This window comes from Nonomuraea sp. bgisy101, from assembly GCF_057708945.1.
In genome coordinates this window covers 1-23,232 of the sequence record NZ_JBYITD010000056.1, presented here as the reverse complement: position 1 = coordinate 23,232, position 23,232 = coordinate 1, and the positions used below count along the sequence as shown (strand labels likewise).

The 23,232-nt window shown below is 72.4% G+C and carries 25 protein-coding genes; 8 read left to right on the top strand and 17 right to left on the bottom strand.

The annotated features are described in order from the left end of the window. Nucleotides 1-5 precede the first annotated feature (5 nt). Both AC3EO4_RS51755 and AC3EO4_RS51750 read right to left on the bottom strand, forming a co-directional pair. Entirely contained in the window at nt 6-1,178 is a 1,173-nt protein-coding gene (locus AC3EO4_RS51755; RefSeq protein ID WP_379581683.1) for an NAD(P)/FAD-dependent oxidoreductase, read from the bottom strand. After that, nucleotides 1,175-1,525 carry a bifunctional 3-phenylpropionate/cinnamic acid dioxygenase ferredoxin subunit gene (locus tag AC3EO4_RS51750; protein WP_431903547.1) on the bottom strand — a complete coding sequence of 117 codons (351 nt, stop codon included), beginning with the start codon at nt 1,523-1,525 and terminating at the stop codon, nt 1,175-1,177. The genes AC3EO4_RS51755 and AC3EO4_RS51750 overlap by 4 nt, the downstream gene beginning before the upstream one ends. Before the next feature lie 258 nt (nt 1,526-1,783). Here AC3EO4_RS51750 and AC3EO4_RS51745 point away from each other — a divergent pair, with 258 nt between their 5' ends. After that, the gene (locus AC3EO4_RS51745) at nt 1,784-1,915 is read left to right on the top strand and encodes a hypothetical protein (protein WP_379581687.1); all 132 of its coding nucleotides are present in this window, start codon (nt 1,784-1,786) and stop codon (nt 1,913-1,915) included. Between the two features lie 3 nt (nt 1,916-1,918). Here AC3EO4_RS51745 and AC3EO4_RS51740 read toward each other — a convergent pair whose 3' ends face one another. From AC3EO4_RS51740 to AC3EO4_RS51725, 4 genes are read right to left on the bottom strand one after another with little or no spacing between them, the layout of a single operon-like run. Then, the gene (locus AC3EO4_RS51740; protein WP_379581689.1) at nt 1,919-2,650 is read right to left on the bottom strand and encodes an APH(3') family aminoglycoside O-phosphotransferase; all 732 of its coding nucleotides are present in this window, start codon (nt 2,648-2,650) and stop codon (nt 1,919-1,921) included. A gap of 59 nt (nt 2,651-2,709) precedes the next feature. After that, nucleotides 2,710-3,723, bottom strand: a complete 1,014-nt coding sequence (locus AC3EO4_RS51735; RefSeq protein WP_379581691.1) for an NAD(P)/FAD-dependent oxidoreductase — start codon at nt 3,721-3,723, stop codon at nt 2,710-2,712. Further along, the gene (locus tag AC3EO4_RS51730) at nt 3,720-4,208 is read right to left on the bottom strand and encodes an isoprenylcysteine carboxyl methyltransferase family protein (RefSeq protein ID WP_379581693.1); all 489 of its coding nucleotides are present in this window, start codon (nt 4,206-4,208) and stop codon (nt 3,720-3,722) included. The genes AC3EO4_RS51735 and AC3EO4_RS51730 overlap by 4 nt, the downstream gene beginning before the upstream one ends. A gap of 36 nt (nt 4,209-4,244) precedes the next feature. Then, nucleotides 4,245-5,297, bottom strand: coding sequence for a type III polyketide synthase (locus AC3EO4_RS51725; protein ID WP_379581695.1), 1,053 nt, complete (start codon nt 5,295-5,297; stop codon nt 4,245-4,247). 97 nt (nt 5,298-5,394) lie between these two features. Here AC3EO4_RS51725 and AC3EO4_RS51720 point away from each other — a divergent pair, with 97 nt between their 5' ends. Beyond that, a complete protein-coding gene (locus tag AC3EO4_RS51720; protein ID WP_379581697.1) occupies nt 5,395-6,240 on the top strand; it encodes a UbiA family prenyltransferase in 846 nt (281 codons plus the stop codon). Between the two features lie 158 nt (nt 6,241-6,398). Here the strand turns inward: AC3EO4_RS51720 and AC3EO4_RS51715 are convergent, their stop codons facing one another. Next, nucleotides 6,399-7,550 (bottom strand): NAD(P)/FAD-dependent oxidoreductase, encoded by a 1,152-nt coding sequence (locus AC3EO4_RS51715; RefSeq protein WP_379581699.1) that lies wholly within the window; start codon nt 7,548-7,550, stop codon nt 6,399-6,401. Nucleotides 7,551-7,836: 286 nt separating this feature from the next. Between AC3EO4_RS51715 and AC3EO4_RS51710 the strand changes: the two genes are divergently transcribed. Continuing rightward, on the top strand, nt 7,837-8,172 hold the full coding sequence (locus tag AC3EO4_RS51710; RefSeq protein ID WP_379581701.1) for a hypothetical protein: 336 nt from the start codon (nt 7,837-7,839) through the stop codon (nt 8,170-8,172). A 137-nt stretch (nt 8,173-8,309) separates the two neighbouring features. Here the strand turns inward: AC3EO4_RS51710 and AC3EO4_RS51705 are convergent, their stop codons facing one another. After that, a complete protein-coding gene (locus AC3EO4_RS51705; RefSeq protein ID WP_379581703.1) occupies nt 8,310-9,194 on the bottom strand; it encodes a LysR family transcriptional regulator in 885 nt (294 codons plus the stop codon). 107 nt (nt 9,195-9,301) lie between these two features. Between AC3EO4_RS51705 and AC3EO4_RS51700 the strand changes: the two genes are divergently transcribed. Continuing rightward, nucleotides 9,302-10,633 carry an MFS transporter gene (locus AC3EO4_RS51700; protein WP_431903539.1) on the top strand — a complete coding sequence of 444 codons (1,332 nt, stop codon included), beginning with the start codon at nt 9,302-9,304 and terminating at the stop codon, nt 10,631-10,633. Nucleotides 10,634-10,788: 155 nt separating this feature from the next. Here AC3EO4_RS51700 and AC3EO4_RS51695 read toward each other — a convergent pair whose 3' ends face one another. Then, entirely contained in the window at nt 10,789-11,238 is a 450-nt protein-coding gene (locus AC3EO4_RS51695) for a MarR family winged helix-turn-helix transcriptional regulator (protein ID WP_431903536.1), read from the bottom strand. 77 nt (nt 11,239-11,315) lie between these two features. On the opposite strand from AC3EO4_RS51695, the gene AC3EO4_RS51690 reads away from it, so the two are divergent. Further along, entirely contained in the window at nt 11,316-12,248 is a 933-nt protein-coding gene (locus tag AC3EO4_RS51690) for an aldo/keto reductase (RefSeq protein WP_431903533.1), read from the top strand. Between the two features lie 8 nt (nt 12,249-12,256). On the opposite strand, the gene AC3EO4_RS51685 is transcribed toward AC3EO4_RS51690, so the two are convergent. Beyond that, nucleotides 12,257-12,628, bottom strand: a complete 372-nt coding sequence (locus AC3EO4_RS51685) for a DoxX family protein (RefSeq protein WP_379581711.1) — start codon at nt 12,626-12,628, stop codon at nt 12,257-12,259. On the opposite strand from AC3EO4_RS51685, the gene AC3EO4_RS51680 reads away from it, so the two are divergent. Continuing rightward, nucleotides 12,623-13,324, top strand: a complete 702-nt coding sequence (locus AC3EO4_RS51680) for a helix-turn-helix domain-containing protein (RefSeq protein WP_431903529.1) — start codon at nt 12,623-12,625, stop codon at nt 13,322-13,324. The genes AC3EO4_RS51685 and AC3EO4_RS51680 overlap by 6 nt on opposite strands. 102 nt (nt 13,325-13,426) lie before the next feature. Further along, a complete protein-coding gene (locus AC3EO4_RS51675; protein WP_431903526.1) occupies nt 13,427-15,844 on the top strand; it encodes a DUF4838 domain-containing protein in 2,418 nt (805 codons plus the stop codon). Here the strand turns inward: AC3EO4_RS51675 and AC3EO4_RS51670 are convergent. The 5 genes from AC3EO4_RS51670 to AC3EO4_RS51650 form a co-directional block, all read right to left on the bottom strand. Next, nucleotides 15,796-16,095 (bottom strand): hypothetical protein, encoded by a 300-nt coding sequence (locus tag AC3EO4_RS51670; protein WP_431903523.1) that lies wholly within the window; start codon nt 16,093-16,095, stop codon nt 15,796-15,798. The genes AC3EO4_RS51675 and AC3EO4_RS51670 overlap by 49 nt on opposite strands. A gap of 394 nt (nt 16,096-16,489) precedes the next feature. Further along, entirely contained in the window at nt 16,490-17,128 is a 639-nt protein-coding gene (locus AC3EO4_RS51665; RefSeq protein ID WP_431903520.1) for a response regulator, read from the bottom strand. Next, a complete protein-coding gene (locus tag AC3EO4_RS51660) occupies nt 17,128-18,318 on the bottom strand; it encodes a sensor histidine kinase (protein ID WP_431903518.1) in 1,191 nt (396 codons plus the stop codon). The genes AC3EO4_RS51665 and AC3EO4_RS51660 overlap by 1 nt, the downstream gene beginning before the upstream one ends. Further along, nucleotides 18,318-19,052 (bottom strand): hypothetical protein, encoded by a 735-nt coding sequence (locus AC3EO4_RS51655; protein WP_379581725.1) that lies wholly within the window; start codon nt 19,050-19,052, stop codon nt 18,318-18,320. Before AC3EO4_RS51655 ends, AC3EO4_RS51660 begins: the two co-directional genes overlap by 1 nt. Nucleotides 19,053-19,183: 131 nt before the next feature. Beyond that, on the bottom strand, nt 19,184-19,942 hold the full coding sequence (locus AC3EO4_RS51650) for a class I SAM-dependent methyltransferase (RefSeq protein WP_431903514.1): 759 nt from the start codon (nt 19,940-19,942) through the stop codon (nt 19,184-19,186). Between the two features lie 479 nt (nt 19,943-20,421). Between AC3EO4_RS51650 and AC3EO4_RS51645 the strand changes: the two genes are divergently transcribed. Next, the gene (locus AC3EO4_RS51645; protein ID WP_379581729.1) at nt 20,422-21,249 is read left to right on the top strand and encodes a nitroreductase/quinone reductase family protein; all 828 of its coding nucleotides are present in this window, start codon (nt 20,422-20,424) and stop codon (nt 21,247-21,249) included. A 44-nt stretch (nt 21,250-21,293) separates the two neighbouring features. Here the strand turns inward: AC3EO4_RS51645 and AC3EO4_RS51640 are convergent, their stop codons facing one another. Continuing rightward, on the bottom strand, nt 21,294-22,448 hold the full coding sequence (locus tag AC3EO4_RS51640) for an epoxide hydrolase family protein (protein ID WP_431903511.1): 1,155 nt from the start codon (nt 22,446-22,448) through the stop codon (nt 21,294-21,296). A 167-nt stretch (nt 22,449-22,615) separates the two neighbouring features. Continuing rightward, a partial coding sequence (locus tag AC3EO4_RS51635) for an SDR family oxidoreductase (protein WP_431903508.1) occupies nt 22,616-23,232 on the bottom strand: 617 nt, incomplete at its 5' end.

Below are 23,232 nucleotides of genomic sequence, written 5' to 3'. Positions count from 1 at the left end.
CTGTGTCAGCCGGCCTGGACCGGCGCGGTCTCCAAGTGGCGGCGCCAGCGGGTGAACAGCCTGACCTGGTTGACTCCCAGCACCGCGACAGGGCGGTCGCCCTGCCGGTAGACGGCGAGGAAGCTGTGGTCGGCGGGGTCACCCTCCTCCACGGTCACCGAGTCGGCATGCCTGGCGTGCCCGATGAACTGGATCTTGATGTCGAACTGATCGGACCAGAAATAGGCGGGGCGCGCGGGCTCGGGACGGGCGGTGCCGCCCGACAGCAGCGTCGCCGCCGCCACGGCGGCCCGCTGCCTGGCGCCCGTCCAGTGCTCGATCCTGTGGTGGCCGCCCTGAGCGGGGTCGAACCAGGCCGCGCAGTCGCCGACCGCGACGATGCCGGGCACGCAGGTGCCGCCGCCCTCGTCGCAGATCACACCGTCGCCGAGCTCGACGCCGCTTCCCTCCAGCCACGCGATGTTGGGGATCGCCCCGATCCCCACGACCACGACGTCGGCGGGCAGGTGGGTGCCGTCGGCCAGCCGTACGCCGTCCACTCTGCCCGTTCCCGTCAGCTCCGTGACGTATGCGCCGCGCACCAGGCGCACGCCCCGCCGCTCGTGCAGGGTGGCGATCGCCTCCGCCATCGAGTGACCGAGAACGCCCGCCAGCGGCGCGGTTCCCGACTCCACGAGCGTGACGTCCAGTCCGAGGTCTCTTGCGGTCGCGGCCACCTCGGCGCCGATGAAGCCGCCGCCGATCACGACCATCCGCCCGGCGCTGCCCAGGTCGCCCCTGAGGGCGCGGGCGTCGTCCAGCGTGCGCAGCGTGTGCACCCCCGCCAGCCCCCGCGAGCCCTGCAGCTCGCGGGCGGAGGCGCCGGTGGCGATCACGATGCCGTCAGCCCTGATCGAGGTGCCGTCGCTGAGCGTGACCTTGCGGCCCGCGGCGTCGAGCGCGGTCGCGGCCACGCCGAGCCGCCACTCGATGCCGAGTTCCTCGCCTTCGCCCTCCAGGGCGAGGTCGGCCTCCCCGATCGCGCCCTTGAGGAAGTCCTTGGACAGCGGCGGCCGGTCGTACGGGCGGTGGAGCTCCTCGCCCACGAGGACCAGCCTGCCCGCGTAGCCCTGGTTGCGCAGCGCCCTGGCGGTCAGGAGTCCGGCGAGCGAGGCGCCGACGACGCAGACGGTGTTCACGCCTGCCCCTTGAGCGAGACTCCAGGAGGCAGGTTCGGCTCCTCGTCGGAGGGCACGACGTAGATGACGTCGTCCTCGACGACCACCTGGTGGGTGCGGACGGGACGCTTGGCCGGAGGGGCGTCCACCTGGCCGGTGCGCAGATCGAACCGCGAGGCGTGCAGCGGGCATTCGATCTCGCAGCCCTCGAGCCAGCCATCGGCCAACGAGGCATCCTGGTGCGTGCAGGTGTCATCGATGGCGAGGAGCTCGCCGTCCTCGGTATGGAAGACGGCGATGGGCGGATCGGCCTCCACACGGAAGGCCTCACCCCGCGGCAGTGATGCAAGTGGGCACGCTGGGATCATCGTGTCACCCCTCGGTTTCGCAAAGAGAAACATCTCGCGCTATACGCAACAGGGTGCGGGTGTGGATTGCGGATGTCAAGACCGGTTTTGTGCAAGAGGTCCCTCTTGGCGTGGTCCGGCAGGCACCTTCCAGGGCATCAGGCGATGAGCCGAGCCCGGCCGCGCGCCGCCGGGCCGGTGCTCCGTTCCCCGCGTGGGCGATGATCCCGCTCAGGGCGCTGGGCGCGGCGCTCGTTACCGGCGGGGGCGGCCGTCCCGGTGAACTCGTTCGTCCGGTTCGCCGTCGACGGCCTCGACACCCCGCTCTCCGCCGCCCCGCCCGAACGCCTGGTGGCCGGTGGCCTCTACAGACGCGTGCGCGACCCCATGGACGTGGCGTTCCGCCCCTAACTCTCAGAACATCTCGTCCAGCAGCCGGTAGTAGCCGAGCAGCCGCTGGTCGACCTCCTCCAGCCCGTAGGCGGCGAGGAAGTCGTCCACGGCGGACGCGCCGAAGTCCTCGCTCAGATCGCGCAGCGCGATGGACAGGTCCAGGTAGCGGTCGGCCACGCCGAGCCCGCCCACGTCGATCAGCACGGGCCCGCCTGTCCTGGAGGCGAGCACGTTGCCGGGCGTGTAGTCGCCGTGCGCGACCACCAGGTCCTCCCGGGCGGGCCGCTCGGCGAGCAACCGGTCGTAGACCTGCTCCGGGGTCAGGTCCGCGTGGTCGTCGTCGAAGTCGTCCGGGTCCACCAGCCCCTCCCGCACGTGCTCGCGCGCGCGAGCCAGCCGTACGTCGAGCCCCTCGTCGAAGGGGCACTCCTCGATCGGTACGGCATGCAGCTCGCGCAGCGTCCGGCCCATGATCGTGCCGATGTCGGCCGGCGCCCTGCGTTCCAGGCTGGGCCGGCCCACATCGGCCAGCACCAGCACGTCCCCGTCGAAGGCGACGATGTCGGGGACCGCCATCCAGTGCTTCAGCCAGCGCAGCCGCTCGTACTCCACCTCGGCCACAGGCCCGTGCTTGACGTAGAAAACACCCGCGGCACTGCTCACCCGCAGCAGATGCCCGCTCATACCCTCATGATCATCCGACCAGACCGCATCGTCGCCGAACAGGTCGAGAACTCGTTCAGAAAACCGCATACCTGGTGAGGATATGCGGTGATCTTCAGGCCTGGCGGGTACCGAGTGCCGGGGTTCGATCAGGCGAGTGTGCGCACCACCGTGGTGAACAGGGCGGGCAGGCGCGCGGCCGCGGGAACGATGAGGCGGGCCGCGCGCGGCGTGCGGGCGACGCCGAGCAGCGCCTCGGTGAGCAGGCGATGGGTACGGGAGAGCCGCCGCCACGCGCGCTCGTAGTCCTGGGGGCGGTCTGCGGCCAGGCAGCCCACGAGTGCCCGCGCGGACAGGGCCGCCAGGCTGATGCCCTCGCCGGTGATGGCGTCGGTGTATCCGGCGGCGTCGCCGACGAGCAGGATCCGTCCCACGACCCTGCTCCGCACGCGCTGCCGCAGGGGTCCCGCCCCGCGCACCGGCGTCGCGGCCGGGCCGGTGAGCCTGCGCAGGAGGCCGGGGAAGGCGGCCAGATGCTCGTCGTAGCGGCGGCGTTCGGAGCTGAGGACCGCCACGCCCACCAGATCCTCGCCCACGGGGGTCACGTAGGCCTCCCCCTCCCCCGACCAGTGGACCTCCACGAAGTCGGACCATGGCGCGACGCGGTAGTGCCTGCGCAGGCCGTACCTGTGCGGCCGGGGATCCCGCAGGCCCAGCCGCAGCGACGCGCGCAGCGGCGAGTGCAGCCCGTCGGCGGCCACCAGCCAGCGGGCTCGCCAACCGCCCGCCTCCACCCCGTGCGCGTCCTGGCGGGCGCGCGTGATCCTGCCGGTCACCACGGGGACGCCCAGCTCGGCGGCGCGCGCGGACAGGGCAGCGTGCAGCTCGGTACGGCGCACGCCGCGACCCGGCGCGCCGCCGAACCCGGCCCGTGCGCGGGTCGCCGCGTGGACGTAGTCGATCCCGCGCAGCGGATGGCCGCCGACCTCCACGCCCATCGCCCGCAGGGCTGCGACGCCGCCGGGCATGAGTCCCTCGCCGCACGCCTTGTCGACGGGCGCGGCGCGCGGTTCGACGACCACGACGCTCATCCCCGCCATGGCGGCGTGGATCGCGGTCGCCAGCCCGGCGGGCCCGCCACCTGCCACGATGATGTCGATCACGTCGGGAGCGTGGCCAGGGCCGCGTTCTCGCAGCGGATCCGCACCGCCAGCAGGACGGCGTTCAACACGGTGAAGACCAGCGCGGTGATCCAGGCGGTGTGGACCAGCGGGAGCGCGACCCCCTCGACCACCACCGCCACGTAGTTGGGGTGACGCAGCCGGTCGAACCGGTACGGCCCGCCGCGTACCAGAGGCAGCCCCGGCACCACGATGACCTGGGTGTTCCAGCGCGGCCCGAGCGCCCGGACGCACCACCAGCGCAGCGCCTGGGCGGCCACCACGAGGACCAGCATCGGCCAGCCGAGCACGGGGATGAAGGGCCTGCCTGCCAGGTACACCTCCAGCAGGCAGCCGGCCAGCAGGCCGGTGTGCAGCGCCACCATCCACGGGTAGTGGCCCTGGCCGTAGACGCGCCCGCCGCGTTCCATGCTCCAGCGGGCGTTACGGCGTGCGACGACGAGCTCGGCGAGGCGTTCCACGCCCACGAGCAGAACGAGAAGCGGATACCACGGCATCGGCGGCTACCAGCGCAGCAGGACGAGCTCGGAGCAGAATCCGGGGCCCATCGCGATGAGCAGCCCGGCGGTACCGGGCCGCGGCGGACGGAGGCGCAGCGTATCGCGCAGCACGTGCAGCACGGAGGCCGACGACAGGTTGCCGTTGGCCGCGAGCGAGCGCCAGGTCAGCTCCAGCGCCTCCGGCGGCAGGTCCAGCGCGTCGGCCACCGCGTCCAGAACCTTCGGGCCGCCCGAGTGGCACACCCACGCCGTCACCTCGCCCGCGGTCAGGCCATGGTCGGCCAGGAACCCGTGCACGTCGTCGGCGAGGTAGGTGCGCACGACCTCGGGAACGCGGGCGTCGAGCACCACGCCGAAGCCGCTGTCCCTCACCTCCCATCCCATGACCTGCTCGGAGCCCGGATACAGGTGGCTTCGCGTCGCGACCACGCTCGGCCCGCTTCCCTCACGTCCCGACCCGCAGGCCACCACGGCGGCCGCGCCGTCGCCGAACAGCGAGCTGGCCACCAGGCTGGCAGTGGACGCGTCGCCGCGCTGCAGCGTCAGCGAGCACAGCTCGACCGAGAGCAGCACGGCGACGTGATCGGGCCAGCCGAGCAGGTAGTCGTGCAGCCGGGCGATCCCCGCCGCGCCCGCCACGCAGCCCAGCCCGAAGACGGGGATCCGCTTGATGTCGGGCCGCATCCCCAGCAGGCCCGCCACCCTGGCCTCCACCGAGGGGGCCGCCACGCCGGTGACCGAGGTGAACATGAAAAGGTCGACGTCCGCGGGCGAGAGCCCCGCCTCGTCCAACGCCGCGCCGACCGCCTCCGCGCCGAGCTCGACGGCGGTCGAGACGAACACGTCGTTGGCCGCGCCGAAGCCGTCCAGCTTGGCGTACTGGTCGAGAGGGAGGGCGAGATGACGTTGCTCGACCCTGGCCCCGGCGTGCAGCCGGTCCAGCAGGCGGCGGTCGGCCCCTTCGGGCAGGAACGTGCGCGCGGCCAGGTCGGTGAGTTCGCTCTGCGGGTAACGGTTGGGGGGCAGCACGCCGTGGACGGCTGCGATCCAGGTCATGGGGACCCCTCCGGTAGATGCTTGCCCGGGAGGCTGCCCTGGCCGATGGTTACTATGCCCATGAGACGGCATGGATTCGGCTGCCAATGATCGGCTGGTGCGACAGGCATTGAGCGCGGCGCGGGTGCTCAGGGGGCTGGCAGGCAGCTGTCATCCCGGCCCGACGGTCGCGGTCACCGTCCTGGTCACCGTGCTGGCCGTGGCGAGCGGGCGGGACGCCGCGGGATGCGCTCTGGTGGCGGCCGCCGTGCTGACCGGGCAGCTGTCGATCGGCTGGTGCAACGACGCGGTCGACGCCGACCGCGACGCGGCCGCGGGGCGGGCCGACAAGCCGATCGTGACAGGCGAGGTGAGCGCGCGGGCCGTACGAGCCGCGGCGGTGGTCGCGCTGGCGCTCTGCGTGCCGCTGTCGCTGGCCTCGGGCTGGGCGGCGGGGTCCGCGCACCTGGCGGGCGTCGGCGCGGCGTGGGCCTACGACCTCGGCGTCAAGGCCACCGTCCTGTCCTGGCTCCCGTACGCGGTGGGCTTCGGGGTGCTGCCCGCCTTCGTGACCCTCGGACTGCCCGGACGGCCGTGGCCCGCGTGGTGGGCCGTCTCGGCCGCCGCGCTGCTCGGTGTCGGCGCGCACCTGGCCAACGTGCTGCCCGACATCCAGGCCGACCTTGCCGCGGGAGTACGCGGCCTGCCGCAGCGTCTCGGGCGCGTCCTCGTCTCCGTGCTGGTCCCGCTGCCGTTGCTGGCGGCGACGGCGCTGCTCGCCTTCGGCCCGTACGGCGAGCCGGGCGCGGCCTCGTGGGGCGCGCTCGTCGCGGCGAGCGCCGTCGCGCTGGCGGGCCTGCTGCTGGGCGGTCGCGTCCCGAAGGCACCCTTCGCCGCCGCGATCGTGGTGGCCGCGATCGACGTCGCCCTCCTGGTCGCCAACGGCGCCGACCTCACCGCCTAGCACCCGCTCCTCTCATAGGTTCACTGCCCACCGGTTGCGGCTCAGTTCGCCGGCTCCGCCGAACCAGGCGCACTTCACCGGTGCCGACGGACCGGGGGGCGGCTCACCGGTCCCGGCGCGGGCTCAGGTTCACCGGTGCCGACGGACCCGGCCGCAACTCACCGATGCCGGCGCGGGCTGCCTGTGAGCCAGCGGCTGATCACGGCCCACGCCAGCGGGACCGGCACCGTCCCCGCGCCGAGACCCACCTCCACCAGCAGGTCGAACACCTCGGGCCGGCGCGCCGCCGTGGCGATCGCCGCGTCGATGAAGCCGGACGACTGCGCGGCGCGGGCGAGCAGGTCGGTCGTGCGCAGATGCCGTCCGAGCGCGCCCCGCAGGCCGCGCCGGTAGGCGGCCAGCGGATCGGTGGGAGCCGTGACCGCCGCCTCGCCCGCCAGCCTGCCCGACAGCAGCGCGTAGTAGATGCCTTCGCCGGTGAGCGGGTTGATGAGGGCGGCGGCGTCACCCGCGAGCAACACCCTGCCGGCGCCCGGACGAGGACGGCCAGGCGACAGCGGCAGGTGGTGGGCGCGCAGGTCGCGTGCGGGCAGGCACGGAAGCAGCTCGGCGAGCCTGCCGTGCAGGACCTGCCTGCCCGGCAGGCCGGTCGCGCGCAGCTTCGGCAGCAGCATGCCGAAGCCCACGTTGGCGGTGCCGTCCCCGACGGGGAACACCCACGCGTAGGCCGGCCAGCCGGCCCGCTGCATGGCGATGAGCTGGGCGTCGTCGGAGTCGGGCATGTCCGCGTAGCCGCGCACCGCGATCGCGGTGTGCCTGTCCGGCGCCGGCGGCGCGCCGATCAGGCGGCGCACGGTGGAGTGAGCGCCGTCCGCCGCGACGATCGTGCGGGCGCGCACCTCGCCGTCGATGAGGACCTCGCCATCGCGGGCGGCCAGCGACCGGACGCGGTGGCGGCGTACCTCGACTCCTCGGGCGCGGGCGGCCTCGACGAGGCGGGCGTCGAACACCAGCCGGGGCACCACGTGGTTGGGGCGGGCGACCGTGGCCGAGACGCGCACGCCGCCGGGCGAGACCACTGACAGGCGCTGTGTCGGCCGGTAGTCGGCGATGAGATCGGGAAGGCCGAGCAGGGCCAGCTCGTCCCTGCCGTGTGCCGCGATGCCGTCGCCGCACGCCTTGTCGCGGGGGAAGTCGTCCCTGTCGAGAAGCAGGACGCGCGCGCCGGGATCGAGCTGCTTGGCGCGCAGGGCCGCCGCCGAGCCTGCGGGCCCTCCGCCGACGACCACCACGTCCCAGACGGTTGTCATCCAGGACACCTGCCACGCCGCGGTCTCGCCGAAACCCGTCAACGCCGATCGACGAGGACATCGCGGCCATCCCATCCCGACAACCCGCGAACACCACCGACAACGGCACCACAGGCAACAGGTCCCAGCAACCTGTCAACGCCTACCGACAGGGCACCACAACCAACCCATCCCTGGTAACCGCGAACACCCACCGACAACGGCACCACAGCCGTCCCATACCGGGTAACCCGCGAACACCGGCCGGCGGAGGCATCGCGGCCCGTCACGTCGTAGCCTTGCCGGCATGACGGAGCTGGTCGGCCGCTGGCGTTCGGCGAACGGGACGGCGGGGGTGCTGTTCGGCGACGAGGTCGTCTTCTCAGCCGACGGCACGGGCGAGCTGCGCCACCACTCGGCCCTTCACGGCGAGGACACGCTGACCTTCCGCTGGCGGATGGAGGGCGAGGCCGTCCTGCGGCTCCGCCTGATCGACGACGAGGAGGACCAGGACGAGGACGACCTGGTGGCGGTGGAGTTCCGCGCGCACGACTCCGACGCCGGCCGTCACGTGGTGCTGGCCGAGGTGGGGCGGGACGGCTTCTGGCTCTGCCTGGACCCGCTGGAACGGGTGAGGAGCTAGCGAGCGCTCCGGCCTCCTCCGGCGGCCCAGGCCAAACGGTCACCCGACCGACGACCAGCCCAGGCCAGACCGTCACCCGACCGACGACCAGCCCAGGCCAGACCGTCACCCGATCGATGACTGCCGAAGCCAGGCGGTCACTCGGTGGTCGGGCCGGTCGCGGCGAGCGCGTGGAGCAGGTGGCGTACGTGGGGGCTCGGCGGTCCCGGCTTCACGGCGAGCGAGGTGACGAGCACGGGTTCGGCCAGCGGCCGCATGGCCACCATGGGGAAGGCGGGCAGGCCCGACACCTCGTAGAAGACCGTCCACGACGGAGGACCTGACGCGATCGAGACAAGGGTCTCCTGGAAGTCGGTGAACGGCGGCCCGAGGCACACCTCGACGCCCGCCGCCCGGAACGCGTCCATGACCAGGTCGTGGAACGGCGGGTTGTTCTCGCGCGGGGCGAGCCGTACCGGCAGCCCTGCCAGTTGCTCCAGGCGCAGCACCGGCTCGTCCGCCAGCCGGTGGTCGGCCGGCAGCGCCGCGTACAGAGGGTCGGTCCACACGGGCAGCAGCTCCAGCTCGGGAGCGGCGGTCAGCGCCCGCACGAGCGCGGCGTCCAGCTCGCCGGACCGCACGGCGGCCAGCCGGTCGGCCAGGCTCAGCCGCCGCAGTCTGACCTGGAGCCGGGGCGCCACGGTGGCCAGCTCGCCCAGCATGCGATAGATGCGGTCGCCTGGTGCGTTCACCGCGCCGAGCCGCAGCACGCCGTCGTCGCCCGACCTGATGTCGGCGGCCACCCTGAGTGTCCTGTCGGCCGCCGCCAGAACGGCGCGGGCCTCGGGCAGCAGCCGCTCGCCTGCGGCCGACAGGTGCACGTGCCGGGTGGTGCGGTCGAACAACGCCACGCCCAGCTCGCGTTCCAGGCGGCGGACCTGCTGGCTGACCGCCGACTGGACGATGTGCAACCGCTCGGCGGCGCGGCCGAACCCGCTCTCTTCAGCCACGGCCACGAAGTACTGCAGTTGCCGGAGTTCCATCGCCCTCCCCCGTTCATCACGACGGCTGATTACTGGAGGCGACAACTGCTTCTGGTTCACCGCTTCTTCCCGGACTCGAATGGAATCCGATCTTTGAAGGAGCTGACATGTCGCATTCCCTTGCCGACCCCGCCACACGCGGGCAGATCGGCACGCTCTCGACCGCGCTGCGGCTGGGAGCGCTGTTCGGGCCCTCGGTCTTCGGGGTGACGGCCGCGGGCGTCGCCCTGCCCGAGGTCGCGGCCGCGCTGAGATCCGGGCCCGCGGCCGTGGCCTGGGTGATCACCGCTCACGCGCTCGCGCTCGGCGTCGGCACCGCCGTGTTCGGCCGGATCGCCGACACGCGGGGCATCAGGACGGCGCTGCTGGCGGGCGCGGCGGTGCTGGGCGCAGGCGCGTTCGTCTGCGTCGTGGCCCCCGGCTTGGGCGCGCTGGTCGCGGGACGGCTCGTGCTGGCCACGGGCTCGGGCGCGATGGCTGCGGCAGGGGTGGCCCTGCTCGCGGGCGTGGAGCCGGAGCGGCGGCCCAGGGTGCTCGCCGGCTACGGCATGGTCATGGCGACGTTCGCGGCGGGGGCGACGCTGGTCGGCGGGGTGGTGACGACCTGGCTGAGCTGGCGTGTCACGCTCGTGCTTCCCGTGCTGTCGCTGCCGGCCGTACCGGCCTGCCTGCCCCTGGTACGGCGGGCGGGCTCGCGCGGGCCGCTCGACGTGACAGGAGCCGCCCTTCTCACTGTCACGGTGAGCACGCTGCTGGTGCTGATACAGGGACGGAGCCTGCGGCTGGAAGCGCCCGTCGTCGCGGCGCTGGCAGTCGTGGCGGTCGCCGCCGCCGGGGCCCTGGCGTGGTGGACCCGCGGCAGGCCCGAGGGCTTCCTCCCCCATACGGTGATCGCCTCGGGCGCGTTCTGGGTGGCGGTCGCCATCGGGGTGGGCGTCTTCGGCGGGCTGTTCGCCACCATGTACGCGGTGCCGCAGATCCTGACCGGCGCCCACGGCTGGAGCGTGCTCGCCGTCGGCGCCGCGCTGCTGCCGGGCGCGGCCGTGGGGGCGTTGCTCTCCCGCAGGGCCGGCCTGCTCGATGCCGGCAAGGCCCGCGGACTGCTGGTCGGCACGGCGCTGGCCGCCGGGGTCGCCCTGGCAGCGGCGGCGGTGACGGGAGCGGCGGGCGGGTGGCTGCTCGTGGCCGCCGCCTCGCTCTCGCTGGCCGCGTTCGCTGTCACGCAGGTCGTGCTGACCGGCGAGATGTCGGCCAGGCTCGCTCCGCAGGCCCGCGGGATGGGGATGGGCCTGCTGAACCTCGCCTTCTTCGTCGGCGGCGCCGCGGGGTCGGCGCTGACGGGCGCGCTGTCCGGTCCGTTGGGACTGGTGCGGACACTGGCCGTGGTCGCCGTCTTCCCGCTGGCCGCCGCCACGGTGGCCTTCACTACCCGGCGCTGACCAACCCGCTGCGACGCGATGTGGGAACCTCGGCGGCTTGGTCACAGGGAGCGGGCGCGAGACCCTGGCGGCGCGGGCGCGAAGGCCCGGATGCGAGACCTCGGCGGCGCGGGAGCCGGGTCTGTCAGACCGCAGCGGCGCGGGAGCCGGGTCCGTCAGACCTCGGCGGTGTGGTCCACGGGCCCGGCGCCCAGCGCCCGTACGTTGCCGAGGATCTTGCCCAGGGCCGAGACCAGGTGGTCGCGTTCGACTCCGGTGAGGCCCTCGGTGATCCGCCGTTCGAGCTCAGCACGCTCCGTCAGGACGGGCTCGCGCAGCGCGCGGCCCTTCTCGGTGAGGTGGAGCCTGACCAGCCGGTTGTCGGCGGTGTCCCGGCGGCGTACCAGCAGGTCGGCGGCGGTCATGCGGGTGGCCATCTTGACGATGGTCGGTGTGGTGACGTTCAGCGCGGCGGCGAGCTCGCCGGGGGTCCGTCCGTCGCGCTCCCACAGCGCGGCCAGCACCAGGTTCTGACCCAGGTGGAGCCCGTGCCTGCGCATGCTCTCCTCGGCCACGGCGCGCAGCGCCTTGTGGGTCATGGTCATCAGGTCAAGGATCTCGGTCACGCTCTCAGGGTAGCTTGACGGCAAATGATTAGCCGTCTATCGTTTTTCGTTAGACGGCTAATCAAGGAGTGATCGCGATGAGAATCGGGCTTGGCACCATGGGCATGGGCGGCTCGTACGGCCCCGCCGACGAGCGGGAATCCGTCAACGCCATCCACACCGCACTGGACCTCGGCGTCACCCTCCTCGACACCGCCGACTTCTACGGCGGCGGCGTCAGCGAGGAGATCGTCGGCAGGGCGGTCAAAGGCAGGCGGGCGCAGGCCGTACTCGCCACCAAGACCGGCAGCGTGCGCACGCCGGAGGGGATGCGCGTCGACGGCAGCCCCGCCCACCTCAGGCGGGCCGTCGAAGGCTCGCTGACCAGGCTCGGCACCGACCACGTCGACCTGTACTACCTGGCAAGGGTGGATCCGCGGGTGCCGATCGAGGAGAGCGTCGGCGCGATGGCCGAACTGGTCACCGAGGGGAAGGTGCGAGAGATCGGGCTGTGCGAGGCGAGTGCGGCCACCGTGCGACGGGCGCACGCGGTCCACCCGATCGCCGCGCTGCAGACGGAGTACTCGCTGTGGGAGCGGCACGTCGAGGCCCAGATCCTGCCCACGCTGCGCGAGCTGGGCGTGCGGCTGGTCGCCTACCGGCCGCTCGGCAGCGGCTTCCTCGGCGGCTCGTTCACCGGCCCCGACGAGCTGTCCGAAGGCGACTTCCGCCGCGCCGACCCGCGCTTCCAGGGCGAGAACGTCACCCGCAACCGGGCCCTGGCCGGCACGGTCGCCGAGCTGGCAGCCGCGAAGGGCGTCACGCCCGCCCAGCTCGCGCTGGCCTGGGTGCTGTCGCGCGGCGACGACGTCGCGACGATCCCCGGCACCACCCGCGCCGCCCGCGTCAAGGAGAACGCGGCCGCCGCGGACCTCACCCTCACCGAGCGGGAGCTGGCGACGCTCGACGCCCTGGGCGGCGCCGCGGGTGAGCGTTATCCCGCGTTCCTCATGACGACCATCGACCGCTGACGGCGTGGTCACGGCGCGGACAGCGCCACCATGACCGCCCAACCGATGTAGACGGCGTTGACCACCAGCCGCGCCGCGACGCCGACCGGCCGGTCCAGCAGCCGCGGCCGATCCCGGCGCGCGTGCCGTAGCGCGTCGAGGTGCGAGGCGAGGTAGGCGGTGATGAGCGCTCCCGCGGCCCATCCCCCCGCCGCCCCGCCTCCCGGGACGAGGAGCACCGCGCCCACGACGATCTCCGCCGCCCCGCTGCAGGCGACGGCCGCGCCCGCCCAGGGGAACCAGGCGGGGACCAGGGTGCGGAAGTACCCGGGGAATATGAGGTGCGAGACCCCCGTGACGACCAGGAAGAGCGCCAGTGCGATGGCGGCAATATCGTGCATGACGCGATGCTGACCCGCGCGCCCTCACGGACGCTTGAACAGAACGATCGCCGGCTGGTGTTCGCCTCCGGCGGGCTGACCGTGTTCGCGGAGGACGGGCCCGCGAGCGTCGCCCGCCACCTGCATCCCGCGTGGAAGGTGGTGCTGCCCGACCGGGGACCCGCCGAGGCGGGGCGGATCTCGGCCGCGGGGCTGCTCGTGCCGCCCCAGCTCGCTCACACCGCCGCCGTCACCTCCGCCTACACGGCGCTGTTCGTCGATCCGTGGCTGCTGCCGCCGTCCCGCCCGGAAGTGGCGGCGCTGGACGCGCGGGCCGTACGGCGGGTGCGGGCCGCCATGGCCGCCGGCGCCGACGCGGCCATGGCCGAGCTCGGCGCGCTCGTGGGAGTGGGTGCCGCTCTCGACCCGAGGGTGGCCCACGCGCTGGAGCGGGCGGCCGACCTGGCGTCTCTCGACTCCATCGCCGCGGAGGTGGGGCTGTCGGCCCCGCGGCTGCGCGCCCTGGTCCGCGAGTCCGTCGGCATCCCGCTCGTACGGCTGCGGCAGTGGGCACGGCTGCGGACGGCGGTCGCCCACCTCGGCCGCTCGTCGGTGGCCTCCGCCGCGGCGATGGCGGGATTCGCCGACCAGGCCCACCTCACCCGCACCTCTCGCGCCTTCCTGGGCCGCACCCCGGTCTCGCTCCGAACCACGTGACGGGAGCGTGCCGGGCGGCGCAGGGAAACGCGTCCGCAAGAGGTCTTGACGCTTTTCCGATCGAGTTATGTCCTATGTCTTAGGTCCTCGATTGGAGACGACATGAACCGCCGCCGGCTGCTCGGCCTCATGGGAGCCCTCCCCTTCGTCCCCGCCCTCCGCCCCGAGACGAGCCTGCCCATCGTCGAGTCGGGCACGGCCAGAGCCGCCGTCATCGCCCCGCCCGCCGCGCAGGCCGCCGCCGACGAGCTGGTCTCCTACATCGAGCGCGCCACCGGCGTGCGCCTGCCCCGTACGGCCTCGCCGGGGCTCACGCCGATCCACGTGGGCTCGCCAGGACCAGATCCCGCCGTGCCGGGACTGATCCGAGGACTCGACCCCGACGGGTTCGTGATCAGGCTCTACCGCGACACGGTCACCGTCGTCGGCCCCAGCGCGACGGGCACCGCCAACGGGGTGCGCGAGTTCCTCGAGCGCTACGCCGGGGTGCGGTGGCTGATGCCGGGCCCCGACGGCGACGACGTGCCGGCCCTGGCGACGCTACGGGTCCCCCTGGTCCAGGTGCGCGAGCAGCCGGCCTTCGCCCAGCACTCGCTCAGCCCGCTGCGCGACGCCAGATACCCGCTGCAGCAACAATGGGCGCAGCGCAACAGGATGCAGGGCGTCACCACCGAACCCATCGCCTTCCACCACAACCTGCACAGCCTGTTCCCCGTCGAGAGGTACGGCCAGACCCACCCCGAGTACTATCCGGGCGGCAGACCGCCCGCGCCGGGAAAGCTGACCGGCTGGCAGCCCGCCTTCTCCGTGCCCGGCACCATCGACGCGGCCGTCACCGGCATCCTCGAGTACTTCGCCGCCAACCCCGCGGCCCGATCCTTCTCCCTGGGCGTCAACGACGGCGAGGGCTTCGCCGAGGCCGACCCCGTGCCCGCCTACTACGCCTGGGTCAACGAGGTCGTCCGGCGCGTGCTGGTCCACCATCCGGGAAAGGACTTCGGCCTGCTCGCCTACCGCAGGCTGGAGACGCCGCCCGCCTTCCCGCTCCACCCCCACGTGGTGCCGTTCCTGACGCAGGACAGGTACGCCTGGGTCGACCCTGCGGTCCAGGAGGCAGGGCACGCGCTGACCGAGCGGTGGCTCGCGGTCTGCTCGCGGCTCGGCTTCTACGACTACCTGTACGGCGCGCCGTACCTGTTACCCCGGATGTTCTCCCGCCGCTACGCCGAGACCATCAGGTACGCCAAGGCGAAGGGCGTCGTCGCCCACTACGCCGAGCTGTATCCCAACTGGGGCGAGGGCCCCAAACCCTGGATCACCGCCAAGCTGCTGTGGAACGCGGACGCCGACGTCGACCGGCTCCACCGCGAGTGGTGCGAGCGCGCGGTCGGCACCGCCGCGGCCGACGACCTGTCCGCCTACTTCGGCCTGTGGGAGCGCTTCTGGGCCGAACGGGTGCCCGGATCGGCATGGTTCCTGCCGGAGGCGACTTACCAGACCTTCAACCTGCCGCAGTACCTCGACCTGGTGGAGGAGTCCGACCTGACCCGCAGCCGGGCCCTGCTCGACTCCGTCGTCTCCAGGACGGCCACGCCCGCGCAGCGCGCCAGGGCGACGATCATGAGGAGGGCCTTCGAGTTCTACGAGGCGTCCGCGCTCAGCTATCCCCGCCCCGTCGACGCCCCCGACGGTCAGGCCGCCGCCCTCGCGCTGCTCCAGCACGGCGTCGACACCTTCCAGCGCCGCCTCGACCTGGCCGCCCGTCGGCAGGCGCTGATCAAGGAGTTCGCCACCGATCCCGTGCTCGTGCTGCAGATGAACCCCGGCTCCTACCCCAACCTGACCTGGACAGGGTGGAACCCGGGCGAGTACTGGACCCTGGTGGACCACCTTCGGGTCCACGAGCCGGTCGGTGGCCCCGTCACCGACCGGGCCCGCGCCCTCGCCGCCGACCACCCCTACGCGGCCCTCATCCTGCGCGGGGTGTCGGCCGTCTCCCTCGTGGCCAACCCGTCGTTCGAGGCCGGGCTCGCCCCGTGGGAACTGCTCGACCGCTCCAACGGCACCCGCGCCATCTCCCGCCCGCCCGGCGAGGCGGTGCTGCGGGTGACGGGCCACGGCTGGGGCGGGCCCAGCCAGGTCATCGACATCGACCCCGGCCTGGCGCGGCTCACCGCCGTCCACCGGACCCCGTCAGGCACGTCGGCGTCGGTGCAGCTCGCGCTCGACCTGCTGGAACAGAACGGCACGCCGATCCCGAACAGCTCGGTCCGCTCGCCCGTCATCGCCCTGGATCCGTCGGGGACGTGGACGCCGCTGCGGCTGGACTGCGAGATCCCCTCCACGGCCCGCGGCAAGGAGGTCGGCAGGGTGCGGCTCATCTTCCTGGTGGACAGCGCCACCGACGTCACCGTGGACTTCGACGACGTCACCCTCCGCACCATGGCCAAACCCCCTGCGGGACAGGGCGGCTACGCGGGCGGGCCGTCCGTCGAGGTGGCGGCGAGCAGCACGGTGTAGCCGGTCACGGGGCCACCCGGCCGCTCAAAGTCCTGCACGGCGAGCGGCAGGCCCGTGCCCTGGTCGATGATGACCCTGCTGCTGCTCGTGGCGCCCTCCCATACCTCTCCGTCACGGATGAAGGCCTGTCCCGTACGGCCGTGCGGATCGCGGGCCTCCCCCTGCGACGTGACGCCCGGCAGGTCGGCCATGACCCGGTAGACGGCCGCCCGCACCTGGGGCGAGACGGGCCCTTCGGGCTGGAAGAGCACGGTCAGCGCGGCCGCCCAGACCTGGGCGGTCTCGTCCTCGATCGGCCCGCCGAGCCCGCCGGAGCGCGTCCAGGTCAGCAGCTGCTCCCTGAGCGCCGCCGGGTCGGCCGACAGCCTGGTGACGTCGAGACCGGGATGAGAGCGCGCGTACCCGCCCAGCGGCCCGGTCCGCTCCTTCGCGGGGCGCGTGTCGACCTCGCGGCACTCCGTCGCGAGATCGGGCCGCTCCTTGCCGTCGATGTGTCCGGCTCGTCGAGCGACCGCAGGACCACGTCCGCGTCCTCCATCACGCCGTGGGCATCAGGTGGTGCCGCCATGGCGCTCCTTTCGGTACGACGGTCGCCTGTTGTTCACCGTTGGCCGGATCCTCTTCACGCGCTCCCGCCGAACGTGGTCAGCGGGAGCGGAGGAAGGTGAGGGCGGCCAGCACCCTGCGGTGGTCGTCGGCGTCGGGCCCGAGGTCGAGCTTGAGGTAGACGCTGGTGACGTGTTTGGCCACGGCGGCCTCCGACACGTGCAGCCGCTGGGCGATCGCGCTGTTCGAGCGGCCCTCGGCCACGAGCGCGAGCACCTCGCGTTCGCGGGGCGACAGCGCTTCGAGCGGGTCGTGCGCGCGACGGTGGACGAGCAGCTGGTGGATCACGTCGGGGTCGATGACCGTGCCGCCCGCCGCGACCGCGCGGGCGTCCTCGACGAACTGGGCGATCGCGCCGATCCTGTCCTTGAGCAGGTAGCCGATGCCGCGCGTGCCCGCCTGCATGAGCTCGCCCGCCGCGGCCTCCTCGACGACCTGCGACAGGACCAGGACGCCGAGGCCCGGGTGGTCGCGGCGCAGTGCGATGGCCGCCCGCAGCCCCTCGTCGCGGAAGGTCGGCGGCATGCGCACGTCGACGACCACGAGATCGGGCACCTCGCGGCCGACGGCGTGCACCAGCTCGACGGCGCTGCCGACGGCGGCGACCACCTCGTGGCCGAACCTGGCGAAGATCCCGCTGAGCCCCTCCCTGAGGAGAACCGAGTCTTCGGCGATCATCAGTCGCACGGGATGCCCACTCTGAGCATCGTCGGCCCTCCAGGCGGGCTGCTGAGCGACAGCGTCCCGTCGAGGACGCCGATCCTGTCGGCCAGCCCGCTGATCCCGCTGCCCAGCGAGGGATCGGCGCCGCCGACGCCGTCGTCGGTCACCTCGATGACGAGCCGCCCGCCCGCCAGCGCGGCGCTGATGGCGGCCTTCCGCGCGTCGCTGTGTCTGATCACGTTGGTGAGGGCCTCCGAGACGCAGAAGTAGGCCGCCGCCTCCACCCCTGGCGGCGGCCGGTACGGCAGGTCGAGGTCGAGCGTCACAGGGACGGGACAGTGGCGGGCCAGCTCGGCGACCGCGACGCCGAGCCCCCTGTCGGTGAGCGCGGGCGGATGCATACCTCTGATGACCTTGCGCAGCTCGTCCAGCGCGGCCTGGGTGTGCCCGTAGGCCAGATCGATGGCCTTCGCCGTGCCTGCGGGGTCGCTCGCGACGTCGAGCCGCGCGAGGCCGAGTTGCATGAGCACGGCGGTGAGCCGGTGCTGGGCGCCGTCGTGCAGGTCCCGCTCGATGCGCCGCCGTTCGGCCTCGAACGCGTCGACCAGCCTGGCCCTCGACCTGGTCAGCTCGATCATCCGCGCCTCGGCGGGCGCGGTGAGCAGGCTGCGCGCCAGCGCCCCCTGCGCCGCGGCGAGCAGCGTGAACAGGTAGGCGCACCCGGCCAGCCAGACCAGAGTGACGAGGGCGCTGAGCCCGGCCGCCTGCCACGCGGCGGGAAGCCATCCGGCCACCCAGGAATGGAATCTCTCGACGAGCGAGACGACCGTCACCGCGGCCAGCACGATGGCCAGGACGTCGACCACGGGCAGGATCGTCACCCACAGCAGCCCGTAGCCGATCTCCCGCCAGAGGAAGGCCGGCGACTTCGGGTACGGCGCGGACGCCTTGACCGGATCGATCAGCCTCAGCCGCCTGCGTTCCATGGCCGCGATCGGGCCGCTCAGCGCTCCCGCGACGGCCAGCAGGATGGTCGTCCCCACCACCACGGCCGTCTGCCGCCCAAGGAATGACAGGTAAGCCACACCGGCGACGCCCGGCAGCCCGGTCAGCAGGTAGGCGAGCGCTCGCCATGGCCACGGCGACCCGAGGAACCGCAGCGGGTTTCCTCGGATCGCCTGCCATGGGGTCGTGGCTCGTCTCATCAGCCCTTGATCGTCCTGGTGACCTTGCCCCTGGCGTCCAAGAACTGGATCTGCGGGTCGCCCTTCTCGTCGACGCGCACGACGATGCGCGGCTTGCCCTTGCCGTCGGCGAGCGTCAGACCCACCGACTTGTCCGGATTCTTGCCGAAGAAGGCCCGTTTTGGACTGGGGTACTTCTTCTCCAGCTCCGCCATCGCCTGGTCCCGCTCGGGGCCAGGCGGCATCTGCTGGATCTTCGTGTACTCCTCGAACATGCCGGAGAGAGGCGTGTCGGGCCGATCCTGAACCGTCAGGCCGACGCCGCGCCTGCCCTGGTCCTCCGCGTACCTCAGGACCAGGGTCTGGTCCTGCTTGTACTGGTCGAAGGCCAGTTGCCCACCCGCCCCCGGCTTCCCGTCGACGACACTGCTGTCGACGCCCATGCCGCCCGCCTCGTCGCCTTCGGCGTTGTAGAAGATCATTCCGGCCCGTTGTCCCGCGTTGCCCAGGTCGACGCCGTCCACGACGGCCGCGGGCGACCTCACCTTGTTGGTCAGCACCAGACGTGGCTTGCCATGCGGTTCGACCACGTTGATCCGCTGGACGTCTATCTCCTCGAATGTCGCCTTGCCGCCGCCCTTGGCGCCGTTCTGGGCGACGGCCGGCCCGCCGCCGCCGATGACCACACCGAGCGCCACTGCTGCCACCACCGCGCCGACCGCGCGGGCCCGCGGCCACATTGTCCTTCTGTCCATGCCTTCGATGATCGTAGTCGGCTTCGTGGCAGGCAGTGGGGCTGGTTACCGATCACCGGTAGAGGTTTCTCTACCTCGCGCGGTGGGACTCGACGGTGGATCGGCATCGGCCGGGCGGGCGCCCGGCCCCGTCATCCCGGCTTGCGGGCCTCGATGAGGACGCGTGAGGAGTGGGCGACGAACGGGCCCTCCTCCTCGATCAACTCGTGCAGGTCGCGCAGCCTGTCGCGGTAGGCGTCGACGGTGAAGCCCGGGACGATCCAGATCACCTTGCGCAGGAAGTAGACGACCGCGCCGATGTCGGAGAACTCCATCCGCAGCCGCTCCATGCGCACGTCGGCGAGTTCGAGACCGGCGGCGACCGCGTCGGCGCTCTCGATGTCGGGATGCCGTCCGTCCCTCTCCTCGGGCTGCGGGCCGAGGAAGTACTCGCTCACCCCGAAGACGCTGCCGGGCCCGACGTGCTGGGCGAAGTACGTGCCACCTGGCCTGAGGACCCTCGCGATCTCCCGCCACCAGACGGTCACGGGATGGCGGCTGATCACCAGGTCGAACGCTTCGTCGGCGAACGGCAGCGGCGGCTCGTCGGGGTCGGCGACGACGACCGCGCCCAGCGGGTGCAGCAGGCGGGTCGCCTTGACGACGTTCGGCGGCCACGACTCGGTGGCGACCATCGTCGGCGGCAGTTTCGCCGCTCCGGCCAGGACCTCGCCTCCGCCGGTCTGGATGTCGAGCGCGGCCGTGGCCCTGGCGAGCCGGTCGCTCATCAGGCGCTGGTATCCCCATGACGGGCGCTGCTCGGTGGCGCGCCCGTCGAGCCAGGAGAAGTCCCAACCCTCGACCGGCACGGCGTTCGCCTCGGCCACCAGGTCATCGAACGATCGTGTCATCTGCCGATCCTCACACGCCCCGGAAGGCCGGCGGAACAGCGGCCCGCACGCCCGCGGGCCGTCGCCGCGGATCCGTCGCCGCCCACGGATCCGTGGCCGCCCGCGTACCTGTCGTCGGCCGCGGGCCCCTCGGGTGACGGCGAAGGCGGCGGGCCGCTCGGGTGACGGCGAAGGCGGCGGACGACCGCCTTGACAAGATTCGCCGGATGGGCCTCTAATGACCTTCATGTCGCGTGCCACCGGCCCGGAGGACGGCGGTGGCATGGAGGCGCCGTATCAGGGGGATGATGTCGTGGCTTCTCAGCTCACAGGACGCGGCTGACCGCGTAGCGCTTCCGCGCCCTCCCCTGCGCCGCCGTTCCCGACGGCCTTCTTTCCTGTCGAGGCGTCTTTCCATGTCGACGCGCCGACGTTTCGTGCCCTGACGGGCTTTCTCCCTTCTTCTCTTCTTCTCGTCCACGCCTGGAGCAGACACAAGCATGACCAATGACTTCAACCAGCAGATCATCGACGAGTTCCGCGCCAACTCCGGCCAGGTCGCCATGTTCGACGGAGGCAGGCTGCTCCTGCTGACGACGAAGGGGGCCAGGACCGGCGCGAGCCGTACGACCCCTGTCGGCTACCTGCCCGACGGCGACCGGCTGCTGGTCATCGCCTCCGCCATGGGGGCGCCCGTTCACCCGGGTTGGTACCACAACCTGGTCGCCCACCCGCGCGTCACCGTCGAGGACGGGAGCTTCACCTACGAGGCGGACGCGGTGGTGCTGGAGGGCGAGGAGCGGGACAGGCTGTTCGCCCGCGCCGTGGAGGCGGACCCCGGATGGGGGGACTACCAGGCCAGGACGAGCAGGCTCATCCCGGTCGTCGCACTCCACCCCATCCACGGCGGGCCGCCCGCGGGTCCGATGGGCGAGGCGCTCAAGACGATTCACGGCGCGTTCCGCAGGGAGCTCGCGCTGATCCGCAAGGAGATCGCCGCGTCGGGGCCGGGGATCGGGGCGCAGCTGCGCGTCAACTGCCTGACCCTGTGCCAGGGGCTGCACCATCATCACTCCAACGAGGACGGCATGATGTTCCCCTCGCTGGAGGAGCGTCACCCCGAGCTCGCCCCCGCCATGAAGCGGCTGCGCGACGAGCACGAGGTGGTCGCGCGGTTGCTGGCCAGGCTGCAGGCCCTTCTCGCGGGCGACGAACTCGACCACGCCGCCCTCGTCGCCGAGGTCGACCTGCTCACCACGGAGCTCGAGGCTCACCTCGACTACGAGGAGGAGCAGCTGGTCGCGATCCTGAACGGCGTCGCCCGCTGAACCGGAAGGCCGCTTCCCCCTGTCGGGAAGCGGCCTCACCGTGATCAGCCGGCGGACCTCAGGGGGCGGAAGAACTCCCGCAGTTCCCTTGCCACCTGCTCGGGCTCCTCGTGCGCCATGAAGTGGCCCCCGCGCCGGGGGACGCTCCAGTGGCGCAGGTCGGCGAAGATGCGCTCGGCGAGACTCCTGGGGAAGTTCGCGAACGCCGGCTCATGGCTCAGCGTGACGGCGGCGGGCACACCGATCGTGGGAACCGGCCGGTTGTTGGCGTAGTCGTAGTACTGCCTGAAGGACGAGCCGATGGTGCCGGTCACCCAGTAGAGGGTCGCCACCGTCAGGATCGTGTCCTTGTCCCAGCTCTTCTCCAGGTCGCCGTCGCAGTCACTCCAGTCGCGGTACTTGTCGACGATCCAGGCCACCAGACCGGCGGGAGAGTCCATGAGGGCCGCGGCGATCGTGTCGGGCCTGGTGCACATGATCTCGCTGTAGCCCTGGTCGGTGACGTCGTAGGCGTCGAGCGCGTCGAGGAACGTCCGCTCCTCCGGGGTCGCCGGGTTCTCCCCGAAGTTGCTCGTCACCACCGCGGAGGTGATGTGGACGCCGGCGACCTCCCCCGGGTAGAGGGCGCCGAGCCACTGCGTCACCCCTCCCCCGATGTCGCCCCCGAAGGCGCCGAAGCGCCGGTAGCCGAGGGTCTCCGTCATGAGCGTGTGCCAGGTCCGCGCGACGCCCCTGCGGGTGAAGAGATCGCGCGGCAGGTCGGAGAACAGGAAGCCGGGCAAGGAGGGGACGACCACGTCGAACGCGTCCGCGGGATCGCCGCCGTGGGCGGCGGGATCGGCCAGCAGCCGCGTGACGCGCAGCATCTCCACGAAGCTGCTCGGCCAGCCGTGTGTCAGCACCAGCGGCAGCGGCTCAGGCGCGCCTTCCACGCGCTCCGCGCGGACGTGCACGAAGTGCACCCGCCGGCCGTCGACGTCGGCGACGTAGTGGGGAAAGGCGTTGAGCGCCGCCTCGGCCGCGTGCCAGTCGAAGCCGTCGGCCCAGTACGTGACGAGCTCGCGCAGGTAGCCGGGGTCGACGCCGGCGGCCCAGTAGGCGGAGTCGGAGGCGGTCGTGTACAGGGTGCGGGCCAGGCGGGCGCGCAGATCGATCAGGATGTCATCGGAAACGGTGATCTGAAAAGGCTTGACTGCCATGGTTCCTTCGTTCAGAAGTGCTCGACATGGGCACTCCTGGGCGCGGCTCAGACCGACGAAACTCCCAGGAGGGCCCGGACAGGACGAGATATCGTCATCGGGCTCACCTCCTCGTATCGCATGACGGGCCGACTATACCGCGATACAGCCGGGCCTGCGTGATCAGATCAGAACCGGGGGCCGAGGAACATCCCGCCTGTGGCGTCGATGAGGTTGCCGGTGATCCACCTGGCGTCGTCCGAGGCGAGGAAGGCGACGACGTCGGCGATGTCGGCGGGCTCCCCCACCCTGCCGAGCGCGGCCCCCGCGGCGGTGGCCTCCTCCATGCCCTGCGTGGCGAACAGCCATGCGGTCATGTCGGTCCTGGTCGGGCCGGGGGCGACGGTGTTCACGGTGATGCCGCGGTCGCCGACCGCGTTGGCCAGCGTGCGGCTCATGACGTTGATGGCGCCCTTGGTCATCGAGTAGGCCAGCTCGTGAGCGAGCGCGATCCGCGTGTCGGCGGAGGAGATGTTGACGATCCTGCCGCCGTCGCGCATGAGCGGAAGCGCGCGCTGGATGATGAAGAACGGCGCCTTCACGTTGACCGCGAAGACCCTGTCGAACGACTCGGGCGTGGTGTCCTCGATGGAGCCCCCGCCGATCGCCGCGTTGTTCACCAGGATGTCGAGGCCCTGGCCGTCGAGCGCGCCGAACAGCGCGTCGACGTCGCCCTCGGTGCCGAGCTCGGCGCGGACGGCGATCCTCCTTGTTCGTCGGTGATCGGTACTGGGGGCGGGGGCCC

What these genes read in the sequence shown, in the direction of transcription:
- AC3EO4_RS51750 (WP_431903547.1), bottom strand. Translation starts at nt 1,525, where the DNA reads ATGATCCCAGCGTGCCCACTTGCATCACTGCCGCGGGGTGAGGCCTTC.
- AC3EO4_RS51740 (WP_379581689.1), bottom strand. Translation starts at nt 2,650, where the DNA reads ATGCGGTTTTCTGAACGAGTTCTCGACCTGTTCGGCGACGATGCGGTC.
- AC3EO4_RS51725 (WP_379581695.1), bottom strand. Translation starts at nt 5,297, where the DNA reads ATGACCTGGATCGCAGCCGTCCACGGCGTGCTGCCCCCCAACCGTTAC.
- AC3EO4_RS51715 (WP_379581699.1), bottom strand. Translation starts at nt 7,550, where the DNA reads ATGACAACCGTCTGGGACGTGGTGGTCGTCGGCGGAGGGCCCGCAGGC.
- AC3EO4_RS51710 (WP_379581701.1), top strand. Translation starts at nt 7,837, where the DNA reads ATGACGGAGCTGGTCGGCCGCTGGCGTTCGGCGAACGGGACGGCGGGG.
- AC3EO4_RS51705 (WP_379581703.1), bottom strand. Translation starts at nt 9,194, where the DNA reads ATGGAACTCCGGCAACTGCAGTACTTCGTGGCCGTGGCTGAAGAGAGC.
- AC3EO4_RS51700 (WP_431903539.1), top strand. Translation starts at nt 9,302, where the DNA reads ATGTCGCATTCCCTTGCCGACCCCGCCACACGCGGGCAGATCGGCACG.
- AC3EO4_RS51690 (WP_431903533.1), top strand. Translation starts at nt 11,316, where the DNA reads ATGAGAATCGGGCTTGGCACCATGGGCATGGGCGGCTCGTACGGCCCC.
- AC3EO4_RS51685 (WP_379581711.1), bottom strand. Translation starts at nt 12,628, where the DNA reads ATGCACGATATTGCCGCCATCGCACTGGCGCTCTTCCTGGTCGTCACG.
- AC3EO4_RS51675 (WP_431903526.1), top strand. Translation starts at nt 13,427, where the DNA reads ATGAACCGCCGCCGGCTGCTCGGCCTCATGGGAGCCCTCCCCTTCGTC.
- AC3EO4_RS51665 (WP_431903520.1), bottom strand. Translation starts at nt 17,128, where the DNA reads ATGATCGCCGAAGACTCGGTTCTCCTCAGGGAGGGGCTCAGCGGGATC.
- AC3EO4_RS51660 (WP_431903518.1), bottom strand. Translation starts at nt 18,318, where the DNA reads ATGAGACGAGCCACGACCCCATGGCAGGCGATCCGAGGAAACCCGCTG.
- AC3EO4_RS51655 (WP_379581725.1), bottom strand. Translation starts at nt 19,052, where the DNA reads ATGGACAGAAGGACAATGTGGCCGCGGGCCCGCGCGGTCGGCGCGGTG.
- AC3EO4_RS51650 (WP_431903514.1), bottom strand. Translation starts at nt 19,942, where the DNA reads ATGACACGATCGTTCGATGACCTGGTGGCCGAGGCGAACGCCGTGCCG.
- AC3EO4_RS51645 (WP_379581729.1), top strand. Translation starts at nt 20,422, where the DNA reads ATGACCAATGACTTCAACCAGCAGATCATCGACGAGTTCCGCGCCAAC.
- AC3EO4_RS51640 (WP_431903511.1), bottom strand. Translation starts at nt 22,448, where the DNA reads ATGGCAGTCAAGCCTTTTCAGATCACCGTTTCCGATGACATCCTGATC.